The 16,257-nt window shown below is 52.4% G+C and carries 19 protein-coding genes; 13 read left to right on the forward strand and 6 right to left on the reverse strand.

Annotated features, from left to right (window positions below; all coding sequences use genetic code 11):
* Genes mlaC through mlaF form a run of 4 tightly spaced genes read right to left on the reverse strand, consistent with a single transcriptional unit; the run spans position 1 to position 2,771 of the window.
* Positions 1 to 639, reverse strand: coding sequence for a phospholipid-binding protein MlaC (gene mlaC, locus KDD30_RS13730; protein WP_211646346.1), 639 nt, complete (start codon positions 637 to 639; stop codon positions 1 to 3).
* A 10-nt stretch (positions 640 to 649) separates the two neighbouring features.
* Positions 650 to 1,129, reverse strand: a complete 480-nt coding sequence (gene mlaD / locus KDD30_RS13735; RefSeq protein ID WP_211646347.1) for an outer membrane lipid asymmetry maintenance protein MlaD — start codon at positions 1,127 to 1,129, stop codon at positions 650 to 652.
* 2 nt (positions 1,130 to 1,131) lie between these two features.
* Positions 1,132 to 1,914: a lipid asymmetry maintenance ABC transporter permease subunit MlaE gene (mlaE, locus tag KDD30_RS13740; RefSeq protein ID WP_211646348.1), complete on the reverse strand. Its 783-nt coding sequence runs from the start codon at positions 1,912 to 1,914 to the stop codon at positions 1,132 to 1,134.
* 44 nt (positions 1,915 to 1,958) lie between these two features.
* Complete coding sequence (gene mlaF, locus KDD30_RS13745) at positions 1,959 to 2,771, reverse strand: phospholipid ABC transporter ATP-binding protein MlaF (protein WP_211646349.1); 813 nt, start codon at positions 2,769 to 2,771, stop codon at positions 1,959 to 1,961.
* Between the two features lie 420 nt (positions 2,772 to 3,191).
* Between mlaF and KDD30_RS13750 the strand changes: the two genes are divergently transcribed.
* The 12 genes from KDD30_RS13750 (at position 3,192) to mgtE (ending at position 12,670) form a co-directional block, all read left to right on the forward strand.
* Positions 3,192 to 4,160, forward strand: coding sequence for a calcium/sodium antiporter (locus KDD30_RS13750; RefSeq protein ID WP_211646350.1), 969 nt, complete (start codon positions 3,192 to 3,194; stop codon positions 4,158 to 4,160).
* A gap of 14 nt (positions 4,161 to 4,174) precedes the next feature.
* Positions 4,175 to 5,146, forward strand: a complete 972-nt coding sequence (locus tag KDD30_RS13755) for a KpsF/GutQ family sugar-phosphate isomerase (protein WP_211646351.1) — start codon at positions 4,175 to 4,177, stop codon at positions 5,144 to 5,146.
* The gene (gene kdsC / locus KDD30_RS13760; protein ID WP_249199147.1) at positions 5,146 to 5,706 is read left to right on the forward strand and encodes a 3-deoxy-manno-octulosonate-8-phosphatase KdsC; all 561 of its coding nucleotides are present in this window, start codon (positions 5,146 to 5,148) and stop codon (positions 5,704 to 5,706) included. Before KDD30_RS13755 ends, kdsC begins: the two co-directional genes overlap by 1 nt.
* A gap of 20 nt (positions 5,707 to 5,726) precedes the next feature.
* Positions 5,727 to 6,266, forward strand: a complete 540-nt coding sequence (lptC, locus tag KDD30_RS13765) for an LPS export ABC transporter periplasmic protein LptC (RefSeq protein ID WP_371826047.1) — start codon at positions 5,727 to 5,729, stop codon at positions 6,264 to 6,266.
* Positions 6,247 to 6,747 carry a lipopolysaccharide transport periplasmic protein LptA gene (gene lptA, locus KDD30_RS13770; RefSeq protein ID WP_211646353.1) on the forward strand — a complete coding sequence of 167 codons (501 nt, stop codon included), beginning with the start codon at positions 6,247 to 6,249 and terminating at the stop codon, positions 6,745 to 6,747. Before lptC ends, lptA begins: the two co-directional genes overlap by 20 nt.
* Before the next feature lie 18 nt (positions 6,748 to 6,765).
* Positions 6,766 to 7,491 carry an LPS export ABC transporter ATP-binding protein gene (gene lptB / locus KDD30_RS13775; RefSeq protein WP_211646354.1) on the forward strand — a complete coding sequence of 242 codons (726 nt, stop codon included), beginning with the start codon at positions 6,766 to 6,768 and terminating at the stop codon, positions 7,489 to 7,491.
* A gap of 164 nt (positions 7,492 to 7,655) precedes the next feature.
* Positions 7,656 to 9,107 (forward strand): RNA polymerase factor sigma-54, encoded by a 1,452-nt coding sequence (locus tag KDD30_RS13780; protein WP_371826097.1) that lies wholly within the window; start codon positions 7,656 to 7,658, stop codon positions 9,105 to 9,107.
* Positions 9,108 to 9,137: 30 nt separating this feature from the next.
* Positions 9,138 to 9,425, forward strand: a complete 288-nt coding sequence (gene hpf, locus KDD30_RS13785; protein ID WP_211649997.1) for a ribosome hibernation promoting factor — start codon at positions 9,138 to 9,140, stop codon at positions 9,423 to 9,425.
* 1 nt (position 9,426) lies between these two features.
* Positions 9,427 to 9,879, forward strand: coding sequence for a PTS IIA-like nitrogen regulatory protein PtsN (gene ptsN / locus KDD30_RS13790; protein ID WP_211646356.1), 453 nt, complete (start codon positions 9,427 to 9,429; stop codon positions 9,877 to 9,879).
* Positions 9,880 to 9,902: 23 nt separating this feature from the next.
* A complete protein-coding gene (rapZ, locus tag KDD30_RS13795) occupies positions 9,903 to 10,766 on the forward strand; it encodes an RNase adapter RapZ (protein WP_211646357.1) in 864 nt (287 codons plus the stop codon).
* A 2-nt stretch (positions 10,767 to 10,768) separates the two neighbouring features.
* A complete protein-coding gene (locus KDD30_RS13800) occupies positions 10,769 to 11,044 on the forward strand; it encodes an HPr family phosphocarrier protein (protein ID WP_211646358.1) in 276 nt (91 codons plus the stop codon).
* Between the two features lie 267 nt (positions 11,045 to 11,311).
* Positions 11,312 to 12,670, forward strand: a complete 1,359-nt coding sequence (mgtE, locus tag KDD30_RS13805) for a magnesium transporter (protein WP_211646359.1) — start codon at positions 11,312 to 11,314, stop codon at positions 12,668 to 12,670.
* A 70-nt stretch (positions 12,671 to 12,740) separates the two neighbouring features.
* On the opposite strand, the gene pmbA is transcribed toward mgtE, so the two are convergent.
* Positions 12,741 to 14,084: a metalloprotease PmbA gene (pmbA, locus tag KDD30_RS13810; protein WP_211649999.1), complete on the reverse strand. Its 1,344-nt coding sequence runs from the start codon at positions 14,082 to 14,084 to the stop codon at positions 12,741 to 12,743.
* Between the two features lie 119 nt (positions 14,085 to 14,203).
* On the opposite strand from pmbA, the gene yjgA reads away from it, so the two are divergent.
* Positions 14,204 to 14,728: a ribosome biogenesis factor YjgA gene (gene yjgA, locus KDD30_RS13815; protein ID WP_211646360.1), complete on the forward strand. Its 525-nt coding sequence runs from the start codon at positions 14,204 to 14,206 to the stop codon at positions 14,726 to 14,728.
* 80 nt (positions 14,729 to 14,808) lie between these two features.
* Here the strand turns inward: yjgA and tldD are convergent, their stop codons facing one another.
* Positions 14,809 to 16,254: a metalloprotease TldD gene (gene tldD, locus KDD30_RS13820; RefSeq protein ID WP_211650009.1), complete on the reverse strand. Its 1,446-nt coding sequence runs from the start codon at positions 16,252 to 16,254 to the stop codon at positions 14,809 to 14,811.
* Positions 16,255 to 16,257: the final 3 nt, after the last annotated feature.

Here is a 16,257-nt window from a genome sequence, read left to right on the forward strand (position 1 = left end):
CTATTTGTCCTCAGGCTTGATTGGCTTCGCTGCCAGCGTGCGCAGATCCTGCGTCACTTTATCGACCCCTTGGGTACGCAGCTGGCCGCTCCACTCACTTTGCTTGGTCGAGATCATGCTGACACCTTCAGCCACCATATCGTATCCTTGCCACTCGTTAGTCTGCTTATTTTTGCGCAGTTTAAAGTCCAGGCGAATTGGCGGACGTTGCGGGTCAACAATATCCACACGCACCGAAACAATAGAGCTGCTTGCCGGAACAGACTTTGCTGGTTCAATGCGGATATCCTGATCCTGATATTGCGTCAGTACCTGAGCATAAGAGGCGACCAGATAATCCGTAAATGCATTCACAAAATTATTTCGCTGCTCTTTTGTGGTCTGTTTCAGTTGAGGCCCCAGCACCTTATACGCAGCGTAACGGGTGTTGATATAAGGCAGCAATTCCTGACGAACCACAGTCCGCAGGTGTTCCGGATTCCGCTGAATCTGAGCCTGCTCGGACTTGAGTCGATCAAAAGTCTGCTGAGAGACGACTTGCATCATTTTATAAGGATCCGTTTTATCAACGGGCGCTGCATTCACGAGCAGCGGTAAACTGGCCATCAAAACCAGTCCAAAGCGTTTCAACACGTTCATTCTCAATTCCTTACTTATCGCCTTCGTTTCCGATGCTGTAAAGCACCTGGCCAATCATATCTTCCAGAACCAGCGCTGATTTCGTATCTTCTATGAAATCACCATCTTCCAGCATCATGATCCCTTCATCGACGAAACCCGGAGACATCCCCAGATATTGCTCGCCTAACAGGCCTGATGTAAGAATGGCAGCCGAACTGGTTTCTGGAAAGTAACCATATTTCTTATCAATTGCGAGGGTCACCACGGGAACGTAGGTTTCCGTATCCAGTGCAATATTACTCACGGTGCCGATGGTCACGCCACCGACTTTGACCGGTGAGCGAACTTTCAGACCACCGATATTGTCAAAACGGGCTTTCAGCTGGTAAGTTTCTGACCCACCAATACTTTTGACATCTGCGACTTTAAAAACCAAAACCAGCAGGGCGATGATCCCGGCCAGAACAAAAGTGCCGACCCAAAGTTCAAGTTGTCTGTTCTGTTGCATGATTAATTCCCAAACATGAGTGCTGTCAGCACAAAATCTAATCCTAATACGGCCAGTGACGAATTCACGACCGTCCGGGTCGTTGCCCGGCTAATCCCTTCCGAAGTCGGCACCGCATCAAAGCCATTGAAAACTGCAATCCAGGTGACAGTCACAGCAAAACAGACGGATTTGATCAGACTGTTGCCAATGTCATAGCCCAGTTCAACAGAGGATTGCATCACCGACCAGAAACTCCCGTGATCAATGCCTTTCCAGTTGACGCCAACCAGTTGTCCGCCCCAGATCCCGACCGCAATAAACAGCATGGCCAGCAGGGGCATCGAAATCACCCCAGCCCAAAAACGTGGCGCAACCACCCGGCGCAGCGGATCGACCGCCATCATCTCCATACTGGAGATCTGCTCTGTCGCCTTCATCAGACCAATTTCTGCCGTCAGTGCAGAACCAGCCCTGCCCGCAAACAGCAGTGCGGTCACCACCGGTCCCAACTCCCGCAGCAGCGACAGTGCAACCATCTGGCCCAGACTGGTCTCTGCCCCAAAATCAACCAGAACGATAAACCCCTGCAGACTGAGCACCATCCCGATAAACAATCCTGAGACCATGATAATGGCCACGGAAAGCACGCCGACAACGTAAAGCTGCTTGACCAGCAACGGGAACATTTTGGCAGGCTGAGGTTTGCTGACCAGTGCGCCGAACAACAGCAAGGATGCCCGCCCCATGGTCTGGCAACGGGACAGAGTGCGATGCCCCAGCTGCGCTATAAAATCCTTAAACATATGATGAAATTACCTTTCTCGCGCTACCGCGATCATCCTGAAATTCAAAGCGCTTTCTGACTGAACAGATCCTGCGCCAGCGGTTGGGCAGGAAATTTGAAGGGAACAGGACCATCGGCATTGCCATCCAGAAACTGCCGGACACGCTCATCCGGGTTCGCATTCAGCTCCGCAGGGGTCCCACTGCCGATCACTTTGCCACCGGACAACAGATAGACATGATCCGCAATACTCATCACTTCAGGCACATCATGCGACACAATCACCGAAGTAATGCCCAAAGCATGGTTCAGGCTGTGAATCAGCTTCACCAACACGCCCATGGTGATGGGATCCTGACCAACGAAGGGCTCATCATACATGATGAGATCAGGATCCAGCGCGATTGCTCTGGCCAGTGCTGCCCGACGTGCCATTCCCCCTGATAACTCACTCGGCATCAGGTCCGCCGCACCGCGCAGGCCAACGGCCTCCAGCTTCAGCAGCACCAGGGTGCGCAGTAAATCTTCAGGCAGTTCAGTATGTTCCCGCAATGGGAAGGCCACATTATCAAAAACTGTCATATCCGTGAATAATGCGCCGGACTGAAACAGCATACTCATGCGCTTGCGTACCTGAAACAGTTCATTTCGCGACAATGCCGGGATATTTTGGCCATCAAACCAGACTTCGCCCTGATCAGGCATGATTTGCCCGCCAATCAGACGTAAGAGTGTTGTTTTACCAATGCCCGACGGCCCCATAATGGCAGTAATTTTTCCCTGAGGCACTTCCAGCGAAACCTCATCAAATATTTTTCGCTCGCCCCTGCGGAATGTCAGGTCATTAATTCTGATTAGCGCTTTGGATGCGGTCATAACCTTCCCAATATACTGTCTGGGCCATCCATCCGGGATAGTCTGCAGAACAGCGATAAATGATATTTATTAAATAGTTATCTCAGCCTGATTGATCATAGGTAGAAACCCGGTTCAACTCAAGATGAAGGCTGTCAGAAGCTTGTGATTTTTCAGCCCTTTCGGCCCGTTCAGTCACATGCGTACAATACATTGTATTTTATGAACTTTGTTTTTTATATCATAAGTGACCTGAATAGGACCAATCTGACAAACAATTCATTCCCAATCTCATCCCACAGAGCCAAACGCCCGAAATCCCATATGCAGATCACAGCGATCTCCACAAATACTCATGCCTTCTCCTTCCATTTTCGTCAGTGAAACGTCAAAATTGTCCTCTTCAAAACTGCTCAATGAAAAAATGAATAAGGGATAAGAATGCTTGAAGCCATCGTGTTGCTCTGTATCGGACTGGCGTTACTGGTATGGAGTGCGGATCGACTTGTTTTTGGATCAGCAGCCTTGGCCAAAAATCTGGGCGTTGCCCCACTGATCATCGGGATGACCATTCTGGCAATGGGCTCCTCTGCACCGGAAATGATGGTATCTGCGACCGCCGCACTGGCGGGTAAAACCGACACCGCCGTCGGGAATGTTCTGGGCTCAAACATTGCGAATATTGCATTCATTCTTGGTCTGACCGCAATTTTGAAACCGCTCTCTATCAGTTCCGGTATCATTCGCCGTGAACTCCCACTGATGATGGTGGTCACACTGATTGCAGGTGCCCTGCTTTGGGACAGCTATCTGGGATTCTTTGAAGGCGTCCTGCTGGTCGTTCTTTTTATCATCTTTATTCTGGCCATGCTCAAAATCAGTAAAAATGATCAAAAAGCCGGTCAGGATATCCTGTTAGAAGAACAGGAATCCGAAATCCCTGATGGTGTCAGTAACATGGCAGCGGGTGTCTGGATTGTGATCGGCTTGGTGTTGCTGCCGTATGCTGCCAGCATGCTGGTTGATTCCGCCGTCACCATCGCCAAGCACTTTGGCATGAGTGATCTGGTGATCGGCCTGACCATTATTGCCGTAGGAACCAGCCTGCCGGAACTGGCCGCATCCATCGCCAGTATTCACAAGGGCGAAGATGACATGGCTGTCGGGAATATCATCGGCTCCAACGTCTTCAACATTCTGGCAGTGATGGGCATTCCAGGGGTTCTGAACCCTTCGGTCCTCAGCCCGCTGGCCATGGGACGTGATTTTTACATCATGCTGGGTGTTTCCGTTCTGCTGGTCTTGATGGCACTGGGCAAACGTCGCCGGATCAATCGCGTCGAGGGTTTGGTGCTGATTTTATGCTTTGTCGCCTATCAGGGCTATCTGCTTTATAATCTGTCGGCCTAACCGGGAACAAAACTATGCCTGATACTTTTGACTACGGCCAAATTGGCCGACGTGTTATTGAAATTGAATCCGAAGCGCTCAAAGGGTTGTCGCAGTATATCAACGGCAGCTTCAGTGAAGCCTGTCGGCTTATCAGCCGTGGTCAAGGGAAAGTCATCGTGATGGGGATGGGGAAATCCGGCCACATCGGTTGTAAAATTGCAGCAACACTGGCCAGTACCGGCACCCCGTCCTTCTTTGTCCATCCCGGAGAAGCCAGTCATGGCGATTTGGGGATGCTGGACAAGCGCGACATCGTTCTGGCGATTTCCAATTCCGGCGAGGCCGGTGAAATCCTCACCCTGCTACCTGTGATCAAACGTCAGGGGATCCCGCTCATTACGATGACAGGCAATCCGGACTCAACCATGGCCCGGCTGGCACAGGTCCATTTGCAAATCACAGTCACTCAGGAAGCCTGCCCGCTGAATCTGGCGCCAACGTCAAGCACTACGGCAACACTGGCTATGGGCGATGCACTGGCTATTGCCCTGATGGAAGCCCGTGGCTTCACCGCCGACGATTTCGCCTTATCTCATCCTGGCGGAGCGCTGGGCCGCAAACTGTTACTGCGGATCGCGGATGTCATGCACGGCGGTGACCGCCTGCCGGTGGTCCATCAGGACGCCAGCATCAAAGATGCCCTGCTGGAAATTTCCCGTCAGGGCTTAGGGATGACAGCCATCGTGGATGATGCCCAGCAGTTAAGCGGCATTTTCACCGACGGCGACCTGCGCCGGATGCTGGACAAACGCATTGATATCCATCAGACCCGGATCGGCGAAGTGATGTCCCCCAACCCGGCGACGATTTCGTCTCAGGTGCTGGCCGCTGAAGGGTTGAAACTGATGGAAGAACGAAAGATCAACGGCCTGTTGGTTGTCGATAATCAGCAACTGGTCGGCGCGCTGAATATGCACGACCTGCTCAGAGCCGGAGTAATGTAATGACAAACGACATGCAAGACACCCTGTACGGCCCTGTCTCCTCAAGTATTTTTAACAAAGCCACAACCATTCGTCTGCTGATCTGCGATGTAGACGGCGTCTTCTCTGATGGCCGCATTTACATGGGCAATCAGGGGGAAGAACTCAAAACTTTTCATACCCGCGACGGTTATGGCATCAAATCCTTGATGGCTGCCGGCGTAGAAATCGCCATCATCACCGGCCGCCGCTCTCAGATTGTGGAAAACCGGATGAGTGCTCTGGGCATTCAGCATGTTTATCAGGGCCAGGATGATAAATTAACCGCTTATCAGGATATCGTGGCCAAGCTGAACATTGCGCCAGAGCACACCGCTTACATTGGTGATGATCTGATTGACTGGCCGGTCATGGCCGAAGTCGGTCTGTCGGTCTGTGTGGCAGATGGCCATCCCTTGCTGGCGCAGCGTGCTGACTTTGTCACCCGGATTCAGGGCGGTTATGGTGCGGTGCGTGAAGTCTGCGATCTGATCCTGGAAGCCCGCGGCGAACTGGATCAACATAAGGGGCGAAGCATATGACCCTGAGTCGGCTGTTTTATGTGCTGCTGATTGTCTTATGCGCATGGGCCGGTTACTACCTGCTGCAGCAACGCTGGCAGCAAAGTGAACAAATTGCACCTGATAACGAAAAGCCGATCTTCACCGGCATCGGCGTCAAAAACACGGCTTATACCGAAACGGGCCTGCGCAGTTACCGGATTGAGTCTGACACGCTGGAGTATTTCAACCAGAGCGGCGACACCGATTTTCTTGCGCCGGTCATCTGGGTTTTCAAAGCGGGTGAAGAAACCGAATGGCGTATCAGTGCAAATCACGCCACACTAAATAAAGAACATATCCTGCAGATGTCTGGTAATGTACGAATCTTCAATCTGTTACCTGACTCCGCCATCAACGCGATTAAAACAGATACACTGCGGTTGGATTTAATCAGCAAGGATTTCGACACGCCCGACCCGGTCACCATTACCGGGAGTTTCTTCCAGAATGAAGGGATTGGCATGAAGGGCAACATGGAGCGCAATGTGGCGACCCTGATGAATAATGTAAAAGGTAGATATGAAGCTTTGCAAAATTAGCGCCCTGCTATGCCTGATCGTCAGCAGTTCCAGCTGGGCATTGAGCAACGATACCGAGCAGCCGATTTACATCAACTCGGACAGTCAGGAGCTGGACATTCAAAAAAACGTGGTGACTTTCACCGGGAATGTCACCCTGCGTCAGGGCAGTATTGATATTCGGGCAGATAAAGTTATCGTGACGCGCCAAACTCAGAATGGCGATCAGCAAACCATCGATGCTTTCGGCTCTCCGGCCACTTTCTATCAGCAGATGGATGACGGTAAGCCCATCAATGGCTCCGCGATGAAAATGCGCTATGAAACGGCCACTGAATTCCTGAAAATGACAGATAAAGCCGTACTGATTCAGGAAGGCAGCGAAATTAAAGGCAAAACCATCAGCTATAAAATTGATGAGCAAAAACTGGTCGCAACCAGTGGCGATCAACAGCGCGTAACCACGATTTTGCAGCCGAATCAGCTCAAGCAAAAACAATAATTCAGATTAAGAGTGCGAATGTCTAAGTTAACCGCCACCCATCTGGCCAAAAGTTATAACGGCCGCAAAGTCGTTTCCGATGTCAGCCTGGAAGTTGAATCAGGCAAAATTGTCGGCCTGCTTGGCCCGAATGGTGCCGGCAAAACCACGTCTTTCTATATGATTGTGGGTCTGGTTGCCCGTGATGAGGGCGCCATTACCATTGATGGCACCGACATCAGCCTTCAGCCGATGCACAACCGTGCCCGTATGGGGATTGGCTATCTGCCACAGGAGGCGTCCATCTTCCGGCGTTTATCGGTCCATGACAACCTGATGGCCGTCCTGCAGACTCGCTCTGAGCTGAGCAAAGCTGAACGCCAGGACAAGCTGGAAGAATTGCTGGACGAATTCCACATCCAGCATATCCGCAACAGTCTCGGCATGGCACTGTCGGGAGGGGAACGTCGCCGGGTTGAAATTGCCCGTGCGCTGGCTGCCAACCCGAAGTTCATTCTTTTGGATGAACCTTTTGCCGGGGTGGATCCCATCTCTGTGATTGACATCAAAAAAATCATCGAACATTTGCGCGATCGTGGCTTGGGTGTCCTGATCACAGACCACAATGTCAGAGAGACCCTCGATGTTTGTGAGCACGCTTACATCGTCAGTCAGGGACAGTTGATTGCACACGGCACACCTGCTGAAGTTCTGAACGATGAGCATGTGAAACGTGTCTATCTGGGAGACCAGTTCAGACTATAGTTATAGATAAAAGGGCATAACAGAGGTAAGCTGCAAAGGCTTGTCGAACGTTTTGATTCGACTGGCCTAAAGACCCCAAAGACAAGCGATTCATACAATAATCACAAGGTGTCTGTACACGCATGAAAACTTCGCTCCAGCTTAAGCTCGGTCAACAATTGGCAATGACGCCACAACTGCAGCAGGCCATTCGCCTGCTGCAACTGTCTACTCTGGATCTGCAACAGGAAATCCAGGAAGCCTTAGACGCCAATCCCCTGCTTGAGCTCGACGAAAGCCATCCTGACGGCGACCATGCTTCCGCTGAACAGGACGAAGTACGCGCAGAAAGTGCCAGCAGCAAAGATGACGCTGCAGAACAGTTAGACGATTTCGGCAGCGACTCGTTCGACACTTCGGATGTGATTGAACAGCGCGAAATGCCCGCCGACCTCCCGGTCGATACCACCTGGGATGATGTGTACAGTGCCGGCACCGGAAGCACTGGGATCGCGCCGGATGATGACATGCCCGTCTATCAGGGCGAAACCACGGAAACGCTGCAAGATTACCTGATATGGCAGCTGGATCTAACACCATTCAGCGACACCGACCGCACCATTGCATTTGCCATCATCGATGCCATTGATGAGAAAGGCTACCTCACCAGCAGCTGTGAAGACATCCTCGAAAGCATGGGCGATGAAGAGGTTGAGATGGATGAAGTCGAAGCCGTCCTGAAACGCGTCCAGCAATTTGACCCACTGGGTGTGGCTTCGCGCAATCTGCAGGAATGCCTGCTACTTCAGCTCGCAACCTTTCCGGAAGATACGCCCTGGCTGGCCGAAGCCAAAATGATTCTGACTCAGCATCTGGATCTGCTCGGTAACCGGGATTACCGCCAGTTAATGCGTGATACCCGACTCAAAGAAGATGATCTGAAAAACGTCATGACGCTGATCCACTCCCTGGATCCCCGTCCCGGCAACCGGGTTGTCGCCTCCGAAACCGAGTATGTCGTTCCGGACGTCTCGGTGTTCAAAGACAAAGGCAAATGGGTCGTGACCATTAACCCGGACAGCGTGCCGCGCCTGAGAGTCAATGAACAGTATGCCGCACTGAGCAAGCAGACCCGGAACAGTGCTGACAGCCAGTTTATCCGCAGCCACCTGCAGGATGCCAAATGGCTGATCAAAAGCCTGGAAAGCCGAAATGATACCCTGCTGAAAGTCGCGCGCTGTATCGTGGAGCATCAGCAAGATTTCTTCGAATACGGTGAGGAAGCCATGAAGCCAATGGTCCTCAACGATATTGCCCTGGCTGTCGACATGCACGAGTCGACGATTTCCAGGGTCACCACACAAAAATTCATGCATACCCCACGGGGTATCTTTGAACTGAAGTATTTCTTCTCCAGCCATGTCAGTACCGACAACGGCGGCGAATGTTCATCAACAGCCATCCGCGCACTGGTGAAGAAATTGGTTGCGGCTGAAAATCAGGCCAAACCTTTGAGTGACAGCAAAATTGCGACATTACTGGCGGATCAAGGCATCATGGTTGCTCGACGCACCATCGCCAAGTACCGTGAATCGCTTGGTATCCCGCCTTCAAGCCAAAGAAAGCGCCTGCTCTGAAGAGTAGCGGCACACAGGAGGAAGATGTCTATGCAAATTAATCTCACTGGTCACCACATTGAAATCACCCCTTCGCTGCGTGAATATGTGACAACCAAATTCGATAAGCTGGAGCGCTTTTTCGATAAGATTAATAACGTGCACGTGGTTCTGAACGTCGAAAAAATGCAGCAAATTGCCGAAGCCACCCTTCACATTAATGCCGGTGAAATCCACGCAAAGGCAGATTCTGAAAATATGTATGCTGCAATTGATCAATTAACTGATAAACTGGTGCGTCAACTTAACAAGCACAAAGACAAACTCAATAGTCATTAACATGCAACTGAGTCGAGTATTAAGCCTGGACTGCACCAAGAGTGCAGTCCACTGTTCCAGCAAGAAGCGCGCGCTGGAAATCATCAGCGAAATCGCAGGCCAACATTTAAACCAGAATCCTCAGCCACTGTTTGAGTGCATGCTGAACCGGGAAAAAATGGGCAGTACCGGGATCGGGAACGGCATTGCGATCCCTCATGGTCGTGTCAGCGATAGTGAACAAGCCATTGCGGTTCTGATTCAGTGCCAGCAGCCGATCCAGTTTGATGCCATCGACAATCAACCGGTCGATTTGCTGTTTGCTTTACTGGTTCCGGATGCGCAGTGCAAAGAGCACCTCAAAACACTGTCCAGCATGGCGGAAAAGCTCAGTGATAAAAATGTCCTGAAACAGCTCCGGGCAGCCAAAAGCGACGAAGAGCTGTATCAGATCATGACTTCAGAGCCCGTTTAACCGGCACTAAGGAAAGTTTTGTCATGAAATTGATGATCGTGAGCGGCCGTTCAGGCTCAGGTAAATCAGTCGCCCTGCGGGTACTGGAAGACCTCGGTTACTACTGCGTCGATAATTTGCCGGTCCACCTACTGTCTGACCTGATGAAAACACTGGATCCCCATACCCAGAACGTTGCCGTCAGTGTGGATGTCCGCAATATGCCGGCTGATCATGATATTACCAGCACCATTCTGGAAGATGTCCGCAAACAAGCTGACGTCAACCTGCTGTTCCTGGATGCAGACGACAATACGCTGGTGAAACGCTACAGCGAAACCCGACGTTTGCACCCCCTGTCCCGCCAGAATATGAGTCTGGAAGAAGCCATTCAGGCAGAAAGTGCCTGGCTGGCAAACCTGAAAGAGCAAGCCGATCTGGTGCTGGATACCACCCAATTATCTATTCATGACCTGAGCGAAACCGTGCGTGCCCGCGTGCTTGGCCGCCAGTCCCGCGAACTGGTGATGGTGTTCGAATCCTTCGGGTTCAAACATGGCCTGCCCACCGATGCCGATTATGTCTTTGATGTCCGTTTCCTGCCCAATCCACACTGGGTTCCGGAACTGAAACCGCAGACTGGCCTCGACACAGACGTGCAGGAATACCTCGCCAGCCATCACGAAGTCACTCAGCTGATTTATCAGATCCGTCATTTTCTGGAAAGCTGGTTGCCAATGCTGGAGAAAAACAACCGCAGCTATGTCACGGTCGCCATTGGCTGTACCGGTGGACAACATCGCTCAGTGTATGTCGCCCAACAGCTGGCAGACTGCTTCCGTCAGCGGGGTCAGCAGGTCCAGGTCCGACACCGTACGCTGGAAAAGCAAACGCCGCAGAAGCATTGAATATGAACACAGTCAGCCGCGAACTCTTTATCAAAAACCGCCTGGGCCTGCATGCCAGAGCCGCGATTAAACTGGTGGAACTGGCACAGAGCTTTGAAGCTGTGGTCACGGTCACCAATGATAATAAATCTGCCACGGCTGACAGTGTGATGGGATTGCTGATGCTGGAATCGGCACAGGGCCAGAAAGTGATCGTCAGTGCTGAAGGCAACGATGCCAGTGATGCACTGGAAGCTATTGCTTCCCTGATTGAAAACGGCTTCGACGAAGAAAGCTGACCCTCACTTGGATACCACTCGCGGCAAACATGCTTTTAACGTCACACAAAATCTGATAATTCGCAGTAAAATCCGGCTTTTTAGTCAAAATCTATCCCTTCTGAGCTTGCTTTCCATCCTTTGTGCCTCATGGTGAAATCTCCGTCAGATTTCAGATCAAATGAGACAAAGGCCACAGGATTGCGTTAATATTCAGATTATTGCGCCATTTCCCGGCCGCTGAATCTCCTGTGCCGGGCCTATTCACGAAGCAAGGTAGTTCTCACTATGGCGGACGTTTTCGAACAAGATCAGACCCACCAGACACTACAACAGGTCAATCAAGCCCTTGAACGAGGGATGTTCGTGCACGTCAGGCGGATGTTGCAGGACATGGAGCCTGAAGACATCGCTCACTTGCTGGAAGCCAGTCCGCCCAAAGAACGTCAGGTCCTCTGGCAACTGACCGATCCGGAAGAACAGGGTGAAATCCTGGACGAACTGTCCGAGGACGTCAAAGACGGCATTGTCGCCCTGATGGATCCGGAGAAACTGGCCGCGGTCACCGAAGGGATGGAAAGCGATGATGTCGCTTATGTCCTCCGAAGCCTGCCGGATCGGCGTTTCCAGGAAGTTCTGGCTCAGATGGATGCTGCCGATCGCCATCGGATCGAGCAGGCCATGGCCTACCCGGAGGAAAGTGCCGGCGGGATCATGAGTACCGATTTCGTGACCATCCGGGGTGATGTCACGGCTGATGTGGTTTTGCGTTATCTGCGCATGAAAGGCGAACTACCGGAAGCGACTGATGCCCTGTACGTGGTCGATGAAAATAATGTGCTGATCGGTCACCTGTCGCTGGCAACCTTGATCACCACACAACCCGATGTAGAAATTCATGACGTGATGGACGATCCGGACGAAGCCATCAAAGTCGATATGGATGACAGTGAAGTTGCCAATCTGTTTGAGCGACGCAACTGGCTGTCTGCGCCGGTCGTCGATGCCAGTAACCAGTTAGTGGGCCGGATCACCATTGATGACGTGGTGGATATTATCCGTGAGGATGCCGAGCACTCGATGATGAGTATGGCGGGGATGGACGATGATGAAGACACCTTTGCCCCGGTGATGAAATCTGCCCGTCGGCGCAGTATCTGGCTGGGTGTGAATGTGCTCGCGGCGCTGGCAGCAGCCTCTGTCTCCAATATGTTTGAAGACACGCTGGACAAAATGGCGGCCATCGCAGTACTGATGACCATTGTTCCTTCCATGGGCGGGGTGGCGGGAAACCAGACCGTCGCGCTCGTGATCCGCGGTCTGGCTGTGGGTCACATCGGGGACTCGAATACCCGCTGGCTGCTGAGTAAAGAAGCCCGGGTTGGTTTGATCAACGGTATTCTCTGGGCCTGTATCATCGGGGGCGTGGTCGTCCTCTGGAAAGGGAATCTGGTACTGGGCGGTATTATTGCCGGTGCCATGATGACCAACCTGCTGATTGCCGGCATTGCCGGAGTCGGGGTGCCGGTCATTCTGAAAAAATTCAATATCGACCCCGCACTTGCAGGCGGCATGGCCCTGACCACGATTACCGATATTGTCGGTCTGTCGGTCTTCCTCGGGCTCGCGACCCTCTTTATTACCTGACGCCCAAAAAAAACTCGCAGACAAAAAAGGTCTGGCATAGCCAGACCTTTTTCAGAGGTTCGAAGCGCGGTTATTCCCCCGCGATTTTCATCGACTCCAATAATACTGAACCCGTCTGAATCTGACTCCGGGTTTCAGTATCTGTGCCAATCGCGACAATGTTGTTCATCATCTCTTTCAGATTACCGGCGATGGTCACTTCACTGACCGGGAACTGGATTTCACCGTTCTCAACCCAGAAACCTGCCGCTCCGCGCGAGTAGTCACCCGTCACGATATTCACACCCTGCCCCATCAGCTCCGTCACCAGAAAGCCAGTGTCCATTTTACGCAGCATGGCCTGAAAGTCTTCGCCAGTGCTCGACACCATCCAGTTATGGATGCCACCCGCATGGCCGGTGGGCTGACGCCCCAGTTTACGGGCCGCGTAACTGGTCATCAGATAGGTTTTGAGCACACCATCCTGAATGATTTCCCGGTCTTGTGTTGCCAGACCTTCACTGTCGAACGGCGTACTTGCCAAGCCGCGCAGCAAATGGGGACGCTCGCTGATATTCAGCCAGGACGGCAAGATCTGTTCATCCAGCTTATCCAGCAAAAATGTCGACTTCCGATACAGATTCGAACCACTGATCCCCATCACCAGATGACCGAATAAGCCAGTTGCAATATCCGACGCAAACATCACCGGTGCATTGCGGGTTGAAAGCTTTTGCGGATCAATCCGGCTCACTGTTCGTTCAGCAGCCTGACGCCCCACACGCTCTGGTGTCCACAAATCACTGGTCCGGCGCGCCAGCGTGTAACTGTAGTCACGCTCCATATCGCCATTCTGACCTTCGGCAATCACACTGCAACTGATGCTGTGCCGGCTGCTGGCATAACTGGCCAGCATGCCATGGCTGTTGCCGTAAACCCGCACGCCATAGTGGCTGTCATAGCTGGCACCGTCACTCTGCTTGATCCGGCTGTCTGCGTCCAGCGCCGCCTGCTCGGCCGCAATCGCAATGGATGCCGCATGATCCGGTTCAGGTTCATCGGGATGGAACAAATCGAGATCAGGGATCTCCCGGACCATCAGCTCCGCAGGACCGGGGCCGGAAAAAGGATCTTCCGAAGTATGACGGGCAATTTCCAGCGCTGCAGCCACTGTCTGGGCAATCGCCGCTTCACTCAGATCCGAGGTTGACGCACTGCCTTTGCGCTGTCCGCGATACACGGTAATGCCCATGGCACCATCGCTGTTAAATTCAACGTTTTCAACCTCACACATCCGGGAGGAAACACTGATCCCTGTGGATTTATTAATCGCCACTTCTGCTGCGTCAGCTTGCTGACCTGCCAGCTCCAGGGCACGGGCGACCGCCTGTTCCAGCTCGACACGCTGCTGGGCAACTTGTTGTTTCACATCCATAGCCATACGTTTTATCTGCAATGTTTCCCTTAAGGATAACACTCAAGGCTATTAAAATGCGCCCAAATTCAACCTGAAACTGATAAAATAGAGACATTGAAGTCAGTCATGAGCCTGTTATGAGCCGTAAAAACAAAAAAGCCCCATGGGAAGAGGAAGAAGAAATCATCTGGGTCAGTAAGTCCGAGATGAAGCGTGACATGGAAGCCCTGCAAAAGATGGGCGAGGAGCTGGTCAAGCTCAAGCCGAATGCGCTGGCCAAAGTGCCGGTCAGTGAAGAATTGCTGCGTGCGATCAAAGACGCGCACCGCTTCAAGCAAGAAGCCTATCGTCGCCAGCTGCAATTCATCGGGAAACTGATGCGCAACGAAGACATCGAAACGATTCAAACGGCACTGGATAAGCTGAACAACAAGCACGCGCAGATGACCGCTCAGTTACACAAACTGGAAACCCTTCGGGATCGTCTGATTGAAGAAGGCGATGCGGTGATCAACGAAGTCGTTGAAGCCCATCCGGAAGCCGACCGTCAGCAACTGCGTCAGCTCGCCAGAATGGCAAGTAAAGAAAAGGCACAGAACAAACCGGCGAAAGCCTACCGGGAGATTTTCCAGATCCTGAAAGGTCTGTACATTCAGGACTAACGACCTGAACGAAATCCCTGCGATACGAAAATGCCAGCAATTGCTGGCATTTTTCTTTCCGATGATTCCCAGGCAACCGCTTACTGCGTGCCGCCGACCGTCATGGATTCCAATTTCAGCGTCGGCTGCCCTACACCTACAGGAACACTCTGACCGGCTTTCCCACACACACCGACACCGCGATCCAGATCCAGATCGTTGCCGACCATGGAGACTTTCTGCATCGCTTCGATGCCGCTGCCAATCAGGGTTGCGCCTTTGATCGGACGGGTGATTTTACCGTTTTCAATCAGGTAAGCTTCAGACGCCGAGAAGACAAACTTCCCGGAGGTGATGTCGACCTGACCGCCACCAAAGTTCGGGGCGTAAATGCCTTTCGATACGCTGGCGATGATTTCTTCCGGCGTGTGTTCACCCGGCAGCATGTAGGTATTGGTCATGCGCGGCATCGGCAGATGCGCATAAGACTCACGGCGACCGTTACCGGTCGGCGCGACCCCCATCAGACGGGCATTCAGTTTGTCCTGCATGTACCCTTTCAGCTTGCCGCCCTCAACCAGCACATTGTACTGACCCGGTATGCCTTCATCATCAATGTTCAGCGAGCCCCGGCGATCAGCCAGCGTTCCGTCATCAACAATGGTACACAGGCTTGAGGTGACCTGCTGACCCATTTGTCCAGAGAACATGGAAGACCCTTTACGGTTGAAATCGCCTTCCAGACCGTGTCCGACCGCTTCATGCAGCAGCACACCTGGCCAGCCCGCTCCCAGCACAACCGGCATCGTGCCTGCCGGTGCCGGATCGGCATCAATATTAATCAATGCCTGACGCAACGCTTCGTCTGCGTACTGCAGCGCCACGGATTTCCCGTCGGTTTCCGACTGAAAGTACTGATAACCAAACCGGCCACCACCACCTGCACTGCCGCTTTCCCGCTTACCATTTTTCTCGATCAGCACACTGACAGAAAAACGAACCAGCGGACGAATGTCAGCAGCATAAGTGCCGTCAATCGCAGCCACCAGCATTTGCTCGTACACGCCACTGATACTGACCGACACTTCCTTCACCAGTGGCTCTTTGGCGCGGATATAGGCGTCCACTTCCTGCAGCAATGCGATCTTATCCTGCCTTTCCATGCTTTCCAGCGGATTCACCGGTGCATAGACAGGCTGAACGGCCGGAGACGAAAAGGCTTTGACCTTTCCATTTGAACCACCGCGGGCAATCCCGCGCGCTGCGGTTGCACTTTGCGTCAGCGCCAGCTTACTGATCTGATCGGAATAGGCAAAGCCGGTTTTTTCACCCGACACCGCCCGCACACCAACCCCACGGTCAATGTTGAACGAACCGTCTTTGATAATGCTGTCTTCCAGAACCAGCGACTCATGCCAGCTGGACTGAAAGTAAATGTCGCCGTAATCCACATTACGGTCGGCCATCAGTGCCAGAGTCTGGCTGAGATCATCACGCTCAAGCCCGGACTGGGCGAGCATGGTCTGTTCTACGGTTTCCAGCGTCATTGC

Origin of the sequence: Photobacterium sp. GJ3 (assembly GCF_018199995.1) — a bacterium.
GTDB lineage: Bacteria > Pseudomonadota > Gammaproteobacteria > Enterobacterales > Vibrionaceae > Photobacterium.

What these genes read in the sequence shown, in the direction of transcription:
- mlaC (WP_211646346.1), bottom strand. Translation starts at nt 639, where the DNA reads ATGAACGTGTTGAAACGCTTTGGACTGGTTTTGATGGCCAGTTTACCG.
- mlaD (WP_211646347.1), bottom strand. Translation starts at nt 1,129, where the DNA reads ATGCAACAGAACAGACAACTTGAACTTTGGGTCGGCACTTTTGTTCTG.
- mlaE (WP_211646348.1), bottom strand. Translation starts at nt 1,914, where the DNA reads ATGTTTAAGGATTTTATAGCGCAGCTGGGGCATCGCACTCTGTCCCGT.
- mlaF (WP_211646349.1), bottom strand. Translation starts at nt 2,771, where the DNA reads ATGACCGCATCCAAAGCGCTAATCAGAATTAATGACCTGACATTCCGC.
- KDD30_RS13750 (WP_211646350.1), top strand. Translation starts at nt 3,192, where the DNA reads ATGCTTGAAGCCATCGTGTTGCTCTGTATCGGACTGGCGTTACTGGTA.
- KDD30_RS13755 (WP_211646351.1), top strand. Translation starts at nt 4,175, where the DNA reads ATGCCTGATACTTTTGACTACGGCCAAATTGGCCGACGTGTTATTGAA.
- kdsC (WP_249199147.1), top strand. Translation starts at nt 5,146, where the DNA reads ATGACAAACGACATGCAAGACACCCTGTACGGCCCTGTCTCCTCAAGT.
- lptA (WP_211646353.1), top strand. Translation starts at nt 6,247, where the DNA reads ATGAAGCTTTGCAAAATTAGCGCCCTGCTATGCCTGATCGTCAGCAGT.
- lptB (WP_211646354.1), top strand. Translation starts at nt 6,766, where the DNA reads ATGTCTAAGTTAACCGCCACCCATCTGGCCAAAAGTTATAACGGCCGC.
- KDD30_RS13780 (WP_371826097.1), top strand. Translation starts at nt 7,656, where the DNA reads ATGACGCCACAACTGCAGCAGGCCATTCGCCTGCTGCAACTGTCTACT.
- hpf (WP_211649997.1), top strand. Translation starts at nt 9,138, where the DNA reads ATGCAAATTAATCTCACTGGTCACCACATTGAAATCACCCCTTCGCTG.
- ptsN (WP_211646356.1), top strand. Translation starts at nt 9,427, where the DNA reads ATGCAACTGAGTCGAGTATTAAGCCTGGACTGCACCAAGAGTGCAGTC.
- rapZ (WP_211646357.1), top strand. Translation starts at nt 9,903, where the DNA reads ATGAAATTGATGATCGTGAGCGGCCGTTCAGGCTCAGGTAAATCAGTC.
- KDD30_RS13800 (WP_211646358.1), top strand. Translation starts at nt 10,769, where the DNA reads ATGAACACAGTCAGCCGCGAACTCTTTATCAAAAACCGCCTGGGCCTG.
- mgtE (WP_211646359.1), top strand. Translation starts at nt 11,312, where the DNA reads ATGGCGGACGTTTTCGAACAAGATCAGACCCACCAGACACTACAACAG.
- pmbA (WP_211649999.1), bottom strand. Translation starts at nt 14,084, where the DNA reads ATGGATGTGAAACAACAAGTTGCCCAGCAGCGTGTCGAGCTGGAACAG.
- yjgA (WP_211646360.1), top strand. Translation starts at nt 14,204, where the DNA reads ATGAGCCGTAAAAACAAAAAAGCCCCATGGGAAGAGGAAGAAGAAATC.
- tldD (WP_211650009.1), bottom strand. Translation starts at nt 16,254, where the DNA reads ATGACGCTGGAAACCGTAGAACAGACCATGCTCGCCCAGTCCGGGCTT.